The organism is Bartonella sp. AP20NXHL (genome assembly GCF_042196165.1).
Lineage (GTDB): Bacteria > Pseudomonadota > Alphaproteobacteria > Rhizobiales > Rhizobiaceae > Bartonella.
In genome coordinates this window covers 268,920-280,764 of record NZ_JBHIPV010000001.1, presented here as the reverse complement: position 1 = coordinate 280,764, position 11,845 = coordinate 268,920, and the positions used below count along the sequence as shown (strand labels likewise).

General features: G+C 37.9%; 11 protein-coding genes. 3 read left to right on the top strand and 8 right to left on the bottom strand.

Going from position 1 to position 11,845, the window contains the following annotated elements; genetic code table 11:
- Positions 1-58 precede the first annotated feature (58 nt).
- Together ACFILL_RS01030 and ACFILL_RS01025 are read left to right on the top strand one after the other, a co-directional pair.
- Positions 59-493, top strand: a complete 435-nt coding sequence (locus tag ACFILL_RS01030) for an EVE domain-containing protein (RefSeq protein ID WP_273790082.1) — start codon at positions 59-61, stop codon at positions 491-493.
- Positions 494-1,387: 894 nt separating this feature from the next.
- Positions 1,388-2,068 carry a response regulator transcription factor gene (locus tag ACFILL_RS01025; RefSeq protein ID WP_375630684.1) on the top strand — a complete coding sequence of 227 codons (681 nt, stop codon included), beginning with the start codon at positions 1,388-1,390 and terminating at the stop codon, positions 2,066-2,068.
- A 499-nt stretch (positions 2,069-2,567) separates the two neighbouring features.
- Here the strand turns inward: ACFILL_RS01025 and ACFILL_RS01020 are convergent, their stop codons facing one another.
- The 6 genes from ACFILL_RS01020 to argH form a co-directional block, all read right to left on the bottom strand.
- Positions 2,568-2,699: a DUF4102 domain-containing protein gene (locus ACFILL_RS01020; RefSeq protein WP_375630682.1), complete on the bottom strand. Its 132-nt coding sequence runs from the start codon at positions 2,697-2,699 to the stop codon at positions 2,568-2,570.
- 280 nt (positions 2,700-2,979) lie between these two features.
- The gene (locus ACFILL_RS01015) at positions 2,980-3,750 is read right to left on the bottom strand and encodes a class I SAM-dependent methyltransferase (protein WP_273790085.1); all 771 of its coding nucleotides are present in this window, start codon (positions 3,748-3,750) and stop codon (positions 2,980-2,982) included.
- Between the two features lie 222 nt (positions 3,751-3,972).
- Positions 3,973-6,402, bottom strand: a complete 2,430-nt coding sequence (locus tag ACFILL_RS01010) for a TIGR02302 family protein (protein ID WP_375643045.1) — start codon at positions 6,400-6,402, stop codon at positions 3,973-3,975.
- Between the two features lie 126 nt (positions 6,403-6,528).
- Positions 6,529-7,809: a diaminopimelate decarboxylase gene (gene lysA, locus ACFILL_RS01005; protein ID WP_375643044.1), complete on the bottom strand. Its 1,281-nt coding sequence runs from the start codon at positions 7,807-7,809 to the stop codon at positions 6,529-6,531.
- Positions 7,810-7,817: 8 nt separating this feature from the next.
- Entirely contained in the window at positions 7,818-7,997 is a 180-nt protein-coding gene (locus ACFILL_RS01000; protein WP_375637319.1) for an LPS translocon maturation chaperone LptM, read from the bottom strand.
- A 51-nt stretch (positions 7,998-8,048) separates the two neighbouring features.
- Positions 8,049-9,449 (bottom strand): argininosuccinate lyase, encoded by a 1,401-nt coding sequence (gene argH, locus ACFILL_RS00995; protein WP_273790089.1) that lies wholly within the window; start codon positions 9,447-9,449, stop codon positions 8,049-8,051.
- A gap of 32 nt (positions 9,450-9,481) precedes the next feature.
- On the opposite strand from argH, the gene ACFILL_RS00990 reads away from it, so the two are divergent.
- Positions 9,482-10,177 carry a TlpA disulfide reductase family protein gene (locus tag ACFILL_RS00990; protein WP_273790090.1) on the top strand — a complete coding sequence of 232 codons (696 nt, stop codon included), beginning with the start codon at positions 9,482-9,484 and terminating at the stop codon, positions 10,175-10,177.
- Positions 10,178-10,179: 2 nt separating this feature from the next.
- On the opposite strand, the gene ACFILL_RS00985 is transcribed toward ACFILL_RS00990, so the two are convergent.
- Positions 10,180-10,656 carry a YaiI/YqxD family protein gene (locus tag ACFILL_RS00985; protein WP_375643064.1) on the bottom strand — a complete coding sequence of 159 codons (477 nt, stop codon included), beginning with the start codon at positions 10,654-10,656 and terminating at the stop codon, positions 10,180-10,182.
- 30 nt (positions 10,657-10,686) lie between these two features.
- Positions 10,687-11,541, bottom strand: coding sequence for a YihY/virulence factor BrkB family protein (locus ACFILL_RS00980; protein ID WP_273790091.1), 855 nt, complete (start codon positions 11,539-11,541; stop codon positions 10,687-10,689).
- Between the last annotated feature and the right edge of the window lie 304 nt (positions 11,542-11,845).

Sequence of the window (11,845 nt, the reverse complement as noted above, 5' to 3'; positions counted from 1 at the left end):
GATGGTATTACAAAGATACTTATAAAAATACATAACAGTCTATGAAAAAGGAGAACTCATGGCTTATTGGCTTTTTAAATCTGAACCCCATAAATGGTCATGGGAGATGCAAAAGAAAAAAGGAGTTAATGGCGAACAATGGGATGGTGTACGCAATTATCAAGCCCGTAATAATATGCGCGCTATGAAATATGGCGATAAAGGTTTTTTTTATCATTCAAATAAAGGTTTAGAAATTGTAGGAATTGTAGAAATATGTGCTGAAGCGCACCCTGATTCTACAAGCTCTGATCCACGCTGGGAATGTGTGGACATCCGTGCACTTTGTGACATGCCAACACCTGTTTCATTAAAACAAATTAAAGCCAATCCCAAACTAGCAAATATGGTGCTGGTCAAAGCCAGTCGCTTATCAGTGCAACCCGTAACAGAAGATGAATGGAAAGAAGTCTGTTTGATGGGCAACCTTAAGGAGGAAATGCTTTTATCTTAAAACAATAATTTTTTATTCATTAACTCATATAAAAAGATGCTTCATAGCGCAGAAGAATAAGCTCAACACATCCTTCTGTTGAGGTATTCTTATGCTAAATGCATAAATATGATATTTTTTATCCTGCACTCTTTCTCAATACAGTCTCCTTCCAAATTACACAAAAAGCCTCTTTATGATGCATCTTTTCGGCATTGCTAAAGGCAAAGCTTGCTCAACGATTATAATAAGCACCACCACGAACATAACACACAGCCCCCTTCACACACAAATGCAACAAAAAAACAAAACTGAACGTGGATAAAAACAATAAAAACGATCGTGAAGTTCTCCTAAACAGTGCATATGTGCTAGGTGTTGCACAATTCTCTTCACGCTTAAAAAACGCATCATATTGCGTGTTCATTGTTTTGCATGTTGGACGAGTGCGCCTCATGCCGCAGGATTCTCTCATTCCCAACCTGTTTATATTGAATCAATCAAAAGCTATTTGCTTGCACATTACAAGCGGAGAAAGTCCCATATGGATAAAAACCGTGAAAGAAAGGACTAAAAATTCCTCCTATGAATCGTCTCAAGTGCCAAGGACTATCCGCAACACCCACGAGCTGGCAAAGTGAATGATAGTGCTAGCTTGTTTCTCCATAAAGCGTAAAGATGATGACACTCAATAGCTAAAACACGTTCTAGAACATAAAAAACGCTTCCAACCAATACGTAAAATACTCTGCAGACGGAATACCTTCTTTTCAGCAAGCAACCATTAGAAATTATAAAAGTTTATTTTTTAGAAACGCTCTTTTTTAATTTTTCTCTTTTAATTTTTCTTGCATGAAATCTCATTTTTCATGAAACTATACCAATCAGTGCATCAACATGCCTATAAGGAACAACATGAACCACTATACTCTTTTAATCGTTGAAGATGATGATCTACGCCCCATTTTAGTAGAACAATTGCAAATGCATCAAGAGTTTAAAATTTTCCAAGCAAAAACAGCAGAAGCGGGAATGAAAATAATCCAAGAAGAAAATATTGATCTCACTATTTTGGGACTTCAACTTCCTGATCTTGATGGTTGCAAAGCAGTTAAACAATTACGCTCCCAAGGATTTCGTGCCCCCATTATCATGATAACGAATTATGATACAGACTGCGATAATATTTTAGATCTTGAAACAGGCGCCAATGATTATGTGACAAAACCCTTTCGCTTTGCGGTGTTATTAGCGAGAATTCGAGCACAGTTGCGCCAATATGAACAAAATGAAGACGCAACCTTTCATATTGGTCCCTATACTTTTAAACTAAGACAAAAACTTCTTCTTGATCAATGCAACAATAAAATCTGTCTCACAGAAAAAGAAGCAGCGATCCTTAAATGTCTCTATTATGCCAATGATAAAATTGTCAGCCGTGAAACATTGTTAGAACAAGTTTGGGGATATAATGAAAATATTGTCACCCATACTCTAGAAACCCATATCTATCGTTTGCGACAAAAAATCGAAAACGATCCCTCCAATGCACAAATTCTCATGACAGATCAAAATGGTTACCGTTTAAATCTTTAATTCGAGATTTACTGTTTCAAAAATAATTTTAATATCCTAAATGAAAACAGAAAGAGATGAAAAAAACTTCGCGTATAATTCAAATGCTATTACATAAAACTTACTCTTATCTGTACTCTTATAACAAAATATATAACATTATGAATAAAAAACGAAATATTCAACATGATAACCAGAAACAAAAATGCTTTCAAACCTCACGATATACTTTGTAACTTCTGTTTCACATGCTTTTGTTCTTTCTAAAATTTTTAATATGTTCCGCATATAAATAATCGTGATATCTTTTAGCAACATTCTTGATCATAACTATCATCTTTAGATGAGTGCTATTTATGATTATTTTTTTCAGAAAAACCGCTCCACGCAATGCTTTATCTCATATTCACTAGCCTAAATTGAGAGATGTTTTTTATCTTTATAGTTTTCCTCCATTCTTTATGATTTTATCTCCTCTTAAGAGGTTGTATAATTAATGATATAACGCTAAATGTTTATCCTAACGATAAAGCCACTGAGCACCACCATCTTTACCCTTATAAAAGAACAAGCCGGCACCATCACACACTTTGTTAGATTTCAATGTTGCAGAGGAGCCCTTGACACTTGAGAGATGGTTCATAAGAAGCATTTTAATCCTTCCTTGTACAGTTTTTAACCACCATGAACCATATTATGCAAGATCCCTTGGACTCTGCTATTTTTATGCTTACGAAGATACCAGCATTTTTTCTCTTAAAATGTTTCCACTATTCATGAAATATGGTTCGGTATATAGATACTTGAGATTTTTTATTCACATGCCAATTCCACATATAATGTACAAAAGAATATTTTTTAATTGTAAATGCAAAAAATTGAAATAAGAGAATCCTTCTATATTTGCGGTTCTTATGCCAATGGCAAAATGATTAATTATCTTTATAAATTAAAATATTTCGCACTTGTGGTGATAACGCAGGAATAAAAATACGTCGCGACTGACGACGCTGTACGAGCAAACCCTGATAAACACGTTTTTGTGCCTGACACATTAAGAGTCCACCAAAATAAGGCAAAAGATAGCGTGCAAATGGCTCATAAAAAAATGAGAACAACCGCGAAACATAACCCGTAGAGGGCATATAATGTACAATTTCTTGTATTGGCCCAGAAACAAAATTTGTTTTTTCAAACAAACGAGTAATTTGTTGCCGACTATAGGGTTCGCCATAACCAAAGGGCGTAGTAATATTGCGCGCCCAAAAGCCAGAGCGATTAGGTACAATAACGATCAAGTGGCCATTGGGTGCTAAAACACGCCATATTTCATTCAACGTTTCAAACGAATTTTCTGTATATTCTAATGCATGTACCAATAAAATACAGTCAACTGACGCATCAGGAAGTGGCAAATCTTCTTCAAAAACAAGCGCTGTAGCAACTTGCTCAGCACAAGGCCAAGGCGAAGCACCCTGAGAAGCTGGCATAAAAGCAAAACATTGTTGGGCACGTTCACGCAATGTAGAAAGATAAGGAAGCGCATAACCCAACCCCATAATCCGTTTATCCGTAAGATCAGGCCACCATAAATTCAATTGGTCACACAGCGTCTTTTGCACACGCAGCCCAAGTGCAGAAGCATAAAAATCTTTCAGCGTAACGATATCCAACTCAACATACCATGTAGAAACAAATTTCAAACATTACAGATTTTCATATACCAAACTTATATGGACTTCTGCTCTTTTTCCGCAATAGCGAACATTTTAATATTTCATATTTTAAACTTAAATGATCAAAAAATCAGTACAGCAGGATAATTATTGCCTTACAAGCACTTTAATCATTTTTTGGGAGATGAACTCCATAGAGGTTCTTCATACACTGTTTTTGACATCAATTAAGAAAAAAGCCAACATTGGTTAATTAAAATGAAGCAATCTTTCAAGATAGTTTTTTTCTTCTTCTGAAAGATGCTCTTTACCAAGACGTTTGCGAATTTCATCCAAAATCTGCCGTGTACGCATTTGATCACTTTCTTGTGGTCGTGCCTCGCCTTCTTGTTCTTCATCTGTTTTTGAAGAAAGTGGACGTCCTAACGGATCTTTAGGACCAGAATCAGCATTTTGATCATCTCCCGTTTCTTTGAGTGTTTCGCGCATTTTTTTCAAAACATTTTGTGCACCTTGCCTCAAAGATTCCAAAGCATCAGACTGATTTTGTATAGATACCTGATGATTTCCATTATCAAGAGCATTTTCCGCAGAATTCATTTTTTCTTCTGCCCTTTTCAACGCGCCCCCTGTTTCAAATCCTTGTTCTAATAATTCTTTTTCTAATGTTGATAATTCAGACTGCAATTCAGCTTGACGTTTTTTTAAAGATTTTTTTTGTGTTTCTGGCACATCTTCTCCGCGTTTTTGTTCCATCTCTAACTGATGTGTTTCATTGAGAATTTCTTGCTGACGACGCATTAAATCTCCAAGCTGGTCCATCTTTTCTTTCATTTGTGCAGATTGGCTTTTTTCTCCCTCATTTTGATTGCCTTTTTGCACATGCAAATGATCAAGCGTCTGTTCAACTTCCGCCAAGAGTTGTTCAGCTGCTAAAGAAGAGCCCGTTTTAGCCATTTCCTCAATTAAATTTAGTTTTTCTTGTAATGTAGATTCAGAAAGATTAGGACTTTTTGAGCTTTTAGAATTTTTAGAAACTTGACTATCCGGTGCTTTTTCAGCCAAAGCACGAATATACTCATCCATAGCTTGACGTAAATCTGCCATAAGCCGTTCAATTTCTGCCGCTGAAGCACCGTAACGCAGTGCATCACGTAAAGCAGCTTGTGCTTGTTTTAACTTTTTTTGCACGGATTCAAGCTGATTATCTTCAATACCCAAAGCAATTTGCCATAAATAATCCACCACATCGCGCAAATCCTCGTCTGTTTGTGCTAAAGAAAGTCTTGTCCACGCACTTTGTAGAACAATAAAATGCGATGCATTTTGCAACCCCTTTTCTGGATGCACAAGCAAAGCAGAAAGCATATCCAATACACGCTCTTTCACAGAAGCATCAAGAGCTAATAGACGACGCAATTCAACCACTGCGCGTGCAACAGGATTCGAAAAAACACGCTGTGGTAATATCATAACAAAAGTTTTGCTACGCCCTTTCTGCTCCGCACCATCTTCTGCCACCAAAGTAATTTTGACTTGCGAACCTGCCCATGGATGCGCTGATATATCCTGCACCATTCGCATTTTCCCCTTTCCACCACGCGGAAGAAGAAGCTCTATTTCCGGAGCATTATAAAGAGAAGAAGCACTTTTATTCTGAGGAAGAAAAGGCTCTATTTCAACAAAAGCCTTTGTCACACCATAATCATCATCCACCACATATCGTAACTCCAACGATCCCGTTAAAATCCTCCCTGGTTTTTCCAGCCAATGAATTGTCGGAAGCTTGTCCTTAATTATCTGCAAATGCCACTGCTGTTTTTTACGACGTGATGATACAAATAAATTTATTGAATGCTTTAAATGTGTTTCAAAATGAACGATTGGATCATTCAAAGCTGTTTGTTCCGTTTTCTCTGAAAACGAAACTTCCCTCCCATCTTCTACAGACTTTGCTTTTACTGTAATACCAGCTCCATTGACAACACGCACAACAACATTACTCCCTTCAGGGATTTCTAGTTGTGTTTTCTCATCTTTTGTCAAATAAATCGGTGCCACACCGGTATAAGCTGGGGGTGTTACCCAAGCATCAATCCGCATGAGTTTTTCATCAACGACAGGACGAAAATCAAAGGCATCAGCCAAACGCCCCCCTTGTGAACCAAAAGAAAAACTAAAAGCGCACACAAAAAGAAGAGCACACAAAGCCCTCAAAGCCAAAGGATCATAATCCGCACTATTAAGAGAGATAAATCCAGTTTTTAAATGGTATAATTGCTTTGCCATTCGGCGTTGATGTTCACGCCAAATAACAGCACTAAAATCTTCATCATTTTCAGAACATAAACGATCTGTCTGAATATTCAAAGGCTGGTGTCTAAGATCATTGACGCGTTCAAGGCGGCAATTTACTTCCCGCATTGTGGGAAACCGAAAACGAATAAGAAAAAACAAACTTGCCCCAGCACAAACAAGTATAACCCCAAGTAAGAGCAAATGTGACCAATAGCCCAAAATGCCAAAAAGTCCCAACCAGCTAAACGAACAAAAGAGACTAAGAACGAGGAAAAATGGCAACAACCGTACCCACATCCGTTCAAATGAAAGGATCCCCCACATCAAAATGCGCACACACAAAAGCTTCATTGCAAAACCTTTGATGTTTTTATTTTTCATAAACAAGCATTTATCCCCTTTTATCGTGGTGCATTAAGATCATAAACCCCATACAAAACAATTTCTAGAAAATAAATTGTTTCATCAAAGTTTAGTAAAAATAAGACCCAAAATATTTAATAATGCTCAATCTAATTTGGGCTCAATCCAATCTGGAATATGATCACATCCTATCAATTGTGCATAATCAAGGCGTGGACGAATGACTGCATAACGTGTATCCTGAACCAAAACTTCCGGCACCAAAAGTCGACTATTATAAGTGCTTGCCATCACTGCGCCATAAGCCCCTGCTCCTGTTAACATCAAAACATCACCCGCTTTCAACACTGGTAAAGAACGTTCCAAGCCTAAATAATCACCAGTTTCACAAATAGGACCAACAATATCAGCATTAATCAGAGGGGCATCTACTGGTGTTTTTTTCACTGGCATTACATTTTGCCACGCATCATAAAGCGTTGGACGCATGAAATCATTCATCGCCGCATCAACAATAACAAAATTTCGTCCTTCCCCCTTTTTTAAATACACAACCGATGTCACCAACACACCAGCCTCACCAACAATACTACGCCCAGGTTCTAAGATAATATTGATCCCTAAAGGCGCAATATGTTTCTTTACCAGTGCTGCATACTCAAAAGGAGAAGGTACTGGATGCTGCTCATAACCATAAGAAATACCAAGCCCGCCCCCAATATCGATATGGGTTATCGCATAACCATTATTCCGTAATTGACGCACAAAATCTGCAACAATAACAAATGCATCTTCAAACGGTTTTAAATCACAAATTTGACTGCCAATATGGAGATCAACACCACACACATGAAGACCGGGCAATTGGGCTGCTTTTTTATATGCATCACCCGCCAAAGACAGTGGAATACCAAATTTATTCTCAGACTTACCTGTTGTAATTTTCTTGTGAGTCTTAGCATCCACATCAGGATTAATACGTAAAGAAATACGAGCCGTTTTTGAAAGCGCAGCAGCCCGCGCCGATAATTGTTCAAGTTCTGGCTCTGATTCAACGTTAAAACAATAAATATCTTGTGCAAGAGCAAAATCTATTTCTTTCACTGTTTTACCAACACCAGAATAAACAATATTCTGCGCAGGAATACCAACAGCAAGTGCACGCCGTAATTCCCCTTCTGAGACCACATCAGCTCCCGCTCCATTGTTAGCTAAAAGTTGTAAAACCGCTTGATTGGAATTCGCTTTAACCGCATAAGCAATTAAACTCGGCATATTATGAAATGCATTCTGATAATCTTTAAAATGTGCAACGATTGCGCTAGCTGAATAACAATAAAAAGGTGTTTCAACTTTCCGCGCAAGTTCCAAAAGCGAAAGACCTTCAGCGTGGAGCACACCCTGATGATAAGAAAAAAAACGCATAAAAATCCCTATTGTATCAACCTATCAAGAATAAAAGGTTTATCTGTTTTGCCTTGAGGAACAAAAGTTCCTTGTGAAGAATTCACTCCTGTTGAAGGAGGTAACTCTAATGACCCTTTACGCCCACACCCAACGATACCCAAGCCCCCAAAAAGGACAATCATCACCCCCTTTAATATAATTTTCATCTGTCCTCTTTCCTCATCTCGATCTCTTTTTTACCTTTAAAATACAATCACTCAAGCGCTCACGAGACGCTTTTTCCAATACGCAATTTGCCGAAAAACCTCTGAAGGCGCTGTTCCCCCAAAGCTTTTGCGACTTTCAACAGATTTTTCAACGGTCAAAACATCAAAAAGTGTCGCATTGATATCAGGACAAATTGCTTGAAGTTCATCTAATGATAAATCATGGAGGCGACACTGTTTTTTTTCTGCCAATGCCACAGCACACCCTGTGATGTGATGTGCTTCGCGAAAAGGAATCTCTGATTCGCGTACAAGCCAATCAGCAAAATCTGTAGCTGTTGCATACCCTAAATCCGCTGCTTGTTTCATGGCTTTTTTATTCACTTTCAAATCAGCAATCATCCCTGTCATTGCTGCTAGTGATAATTCCAAACTCAAAGCCCCATCAAACACATATTCTTTATCTTCTTGCATATCCTTTGAATAAGCAAGCGGTAATCCTTTCATCACCGTTAACAATCCCATAAGCGCACCATTCAATCGACCTGCTTTCGCTCGTACTAACTCTGCCGCATCAGGATTTCTCTTTTGTGGCATAATAGACGAACCCGTTGAAAAAGCATCTGATAAATGAATAAAACAAAACTGTTCACTTGACCAAAGAATTATTTCTTCTGCTAAACGTGAAAGATGTGTTGCACAAAGAGCGCCAGCGCTTAAAAATTCCAATGCAAAGTCACGATCTGAAACACTATCAATTGAATTGCGTGTAGGTTCGCGAAAGCCTAGCGCTTTTGCTGTCATAAAACGGTCAATTGGAAAGCCTGTCCCCGCTAAAGCAGCCGCTCCTAAAGGCGATTCATTCATTCGCTCAAGAGCATCACGCATCCGCGATAAATCTCGACCAAACATTTCAACATAAGCCATCATATAATGACCCAATGTTACGGGTTGAGCCAATTGTAAATGCGTAAAGCCTGGCATAAAGGTATCAACATGTTGTTCTGCGCGAATAAGTAATTGCTCTATCAATCCTTTTAAAGCTTGTGCTATCTTTTGCGTTGCTTCACGTACCCACAAGCGAAAATCAACAGCAACTTGATCATTGCGTGAACGCGCCGTATGCAAACGCCCAGCTACAGGACCTATCAATTCGCTCAGCCGCGCTTCAATATTCATATGAATATCTTCAAGCTTTCGTGAAAAAACAAATTTACCGTCTTCAATTTCTTGGCGAATAAGTTTCAAACCATGAACAATTTTTTCATAATCTGATTGTGAAATGATTTTCGTTTGCGCTAACATAGCTGCATGAGAAAGAGAACCTTCAATATCTTGTCGATAAAGTTTTTGATCAAAATCAATAGAAGCATTAATTTCTTCCATAATTGCAGCAGGGCCTGCCGCAAACCGACCACCCCACATTTGGTTCTTTAACTTCTCATCTGTCATATTCTGAAAACACCCATCCAAAGGACAAAATTATGATTTTTCAAATTTTCATCAGCAAAAAAAACAATAAAAAAAGGCAACTTTCCCTTGCATTCTTTATCATTGCATTGAGTTTATACGCAACCATAAACTACGATACCAAAAGAGAGTTTTTTCTTTTCAATTTCATTTCAGCAGCACAAGCACAAGAAATAAACATTAATAAAGCACGAGCAGAAAAAATGATGGCGATACGAAAAGCAGCAAAAGGCTTTTTTAGCCACATACGATTTGCTGATACGCCCTCAGATATGAATAAACTCTCTTTCAAGGATATTCTAGGAAAAGAGCACACACTCAGCGAATTTACTGGAAAACCAATGCTGGTCAATCTATGGGCTATTTGGTGTGCACCTTGCCGCACAGAAATGCCTGAACTTGCGCAATTAAAACGTGAATTAGGTGGAGAAAACTTTGATGTCATAGCTATTAATATCGATAAAACTGCTTCTCCTGAAAAAATTCAGCAATTTTTACAGAATATTCATTCAGATAATTTGCTTTACTATCGCGATGAAACAATGGATATTTTCAACAATGTTAGAAAACAGGGGCTCGCTTTAGGACTCCCCATTACATTGCTCATTGATAAAGAGGGATATCTCATTGCTTCTTTCAATGGTGCAGCTCCATGGGCCAATGACGATGCCAAAGCACTTATAAAAGCAGTCATTAAAGAAGCCCTATAACTTTAATAACCGCGTCTTTTTAAACGTTGTATAACAAGATCCAGTGCTGACAAAAAAGCAGAACGGTCTTTACGAGAAAAAGGACGGGGACCACCTATTATACTGCCCTGTCCACGCAAATCTTCCATCAAATTGCGCATCGCCAAAGCCTGACCAATTGAATTTACATCAAAAATACGCCCCGTTGGCGAAAGACAAAAACCCCCAGCTTGCACAACCCGTGCTGCTAAAGGAATATCACTGGTAATAACGATACTTGCCTCATGCACATGTTCTACAATCCAATCATCAGCACCATTGAATTCACCAGAAACGACCACTCTTTCAATGAGTACTTCATCTGGAAGGGACAAAGAACGATTTGCCACAACAAATGTCTTAAGCTGATAACGATTCATCACACGATAAACTTCATCTTTTACAGGACAAGCATCCGCATCAATCAACAAAGTGATAGCAGGCTTTATTGGGATATTCATACCTTGGCTTTCAAGCAATAATAAGCTCTTTCATTCATCTGAATGTTGCAAATCCTTGCGATAAAACATTATCGCCGCGTTTATTTCTCCTCCCAAAATAAAAATTGCACTCAATATGTAGAGAAAAATAATAGCAACCATAATAGATGCCAACCCTGCATAGGTAGAAATATAATCAAACATCGTTAAATATTGCGCAAAAGCGATAGAAGCCATAAACCATATAAACATTGTCACCACTATTCCTGGTAAAATATCTATAATTTTCCGCCGCCCTGCTGGAAGCCATTTATGAACAATCAAAAGACTGATAAACAAAATAACGATTGCAACTGTATAACGCCATACACGAATAACAGCAATATATTCAGTCATAAAAAAAGAATGATTTTGCATAATTTTGATCAACAAAGGCGCCAGAATCAATAAAAAACTAATCACAACAAGACCAACAGCTCCAAGGATTACAAAAAACAGGCTTTGAAAACGACAAAATAACAAACTCCGTCGATCAGTAACACGGTAAGCTTTATTTAAAGCCGTACGCAAAGCCTCTATCCCATTAGAAGCAAAATAAGCCGCTCCAATGACAGAAAGCGTCAACACACCTCCTCGATGAATGGTTAAAACATTGACAATTTCCTGAGATAAAGGCTCTGCAATAACATCAGGCAATAACTGCACCAGTGCTTTAATTTTTTGCGGTGTATAGGTAAAAGCCCCTAGAAAACGAGCAAACGATGTTCCAAAAATAAAAAAAGGGAAAAATGCTAAAAGCCCCGATAGCGCAACATGGCTTGCAAAAGCACTCCCATTATCACGCCAATAATGACTTACTGCGTCACCCAAAATACGATAGCTATACCAAAAGATATTTTTTAACAAAACTCAATACTTTCTGGTAAAACTCTTCCTCAGTCTATTTCAAGTTTTATAAAAATCATCAAAACTCTGCAAATAAACATTTTGCAATGCTGCAATATAAAGGTCAATAATCAATACGGTCAAGCCCGACTTTATACCAAAACAAAAACAATAACCCACTCTATGAAGTTCTACAACGACCTCATTTTTTTGTTACTTCTACAGATCAGTAACCTCTTCTGTACATCATATGCCCTATAGAGAGCTAAGCAAGATGATCGTGCACACATAAAACCTTTTGAAGTCATGATTATCTGTATCGGAG

Excerpts from the sequence above, each read along its gene's own strand:
- ACFILL_RS00985 (WP_375643064.1), bottom strand. The coding sequence starts at position 10,656 with ATGAATATCCCAATAAAGCCTGCTATCACTTTGTTGATTGATGCGGAT.
- ACFILL_RS01020 (WP_375630682.1), bottom strand. The coding sequence starts at position 2,699 with ATGCTTCTTATGAACCATCTCTCAAGTGTCAAGGGCTCCTCTGCAACA.
- ACFILL_RS01025 (WP_375630684.1), top strand. The coding sequence starts at position 1,388 with ATGAACCACTATACTCTTTTAATCGTTGAAGATGATGATCTACGCCCC.
- ACFILL_RS01010 (WP_375643045.1), bottom strand. The coding sequence starts at position 6,402 with ATGAAAAATAAAAACATCAAAGGTTTTGCAATGAAGCTTTTGTGTGTG.
- ACFILL_RS00990 (WP_273790090.1), top strand. The coding sequence starts at position 9,482 with ATGATTTTTCAAATTTTCATCAGCAAAAAAAACAATAAAAAAAGGCAA.
- argH (WP_273790089.1), bottom strand. The coding sequence starts at position 9,449 with ATGACAGATGAGAAGTTAAAGAACCAAATGTGGGGTGGTCGGTTTGCG.
- lysA (WP_375643044.1), bottom strand. The coding sequence starts at position 7,809 with ATGCGTTTTTTTTCTTATCATCAGGGTGTGCTCCACGCTGAAGGTCTT.
- ACFILL_RS01000 (WP_375637319.1), bottom strand. The coding sequence starts at position 7,997 with ATGAAAATTATATTAAAGGGGGTGATGATTGTCCTTTTTGGGGGCTTG.
- ACFILL_RS01030 (WP_273790082.1), top strand. The coding sequence starts at position 59 with ATGGCTTATTGGCTTTTTAAATCTGAACCCCATAAATGGTCATGGGAG.